1 pseudogene is annotated in these 497 nt (G+C 23.7%); it reads right to left on the bottom strand.

The features are described 5' to 3' along the window. Window positions 1–232: 232 nt before the first annotated feature. Window positions 233–497, bottom strand: a pseudogene (locus tag BRSU_RS14090) (ATP phosphoribosyltransferase regulatory subunit); the annotation flags it as partial.

The raw sequence follows: 497 nt of genomic DNA, 5'->3' as shown, positions 1-497 counted from the left end.
ATTAGTCATTTGCAATTTTTATAAACTAACAAAATTATCGTTTTCAAATATGTATTTTTCTCTGTAGCTATAATCTGTATTATAATCATCGCTGTATATATCAGTTCTTACTTTCTTATTCTCTTTTATAAAACTTTGTACTTTGCTTAATAAAATTTTTTATATTATTGCTAATAAAAATTGCTCATTTATAATCCATGCCATTTTTACAAATGTCAGGCATTCGCAATTTTTATGAATTAATTAAAACATCATTCTCAAATATGTATTTTTCTCTGTAGCTATAATCTGTATTATAATCATCGCTGTATATATCAGTTCTTACTTTCTTATTCTCTTTTATAAAACTTTGTACTTTGCTTAATAAAATTTTTTCATCGCCGCTTTTATATAGTATAAGTATATCAAAATCATATTCATTTTTAGCTATGTCGTTTGTGTATAGCTTGTCCATATAAACAGCGAAACCTATTGCATTCTTTTTGTTTTTTTCATTT

Source organism: Brachyspira suanatina, from assembly GCF_001049755.1.
In the GTDB taxonomy this organism is placed as follows: Bacteria; Spirochaetota; Brachyspiria; order Brachyspirales; family Brachyspiraceae; genus Brachyspira; species Brachyspira suanatina.
The sequence above is the reverse complement of the archived record's forward strand: the minus strand, read 5'-3'. Positions and strand labels throughout refer to the sequence as shown.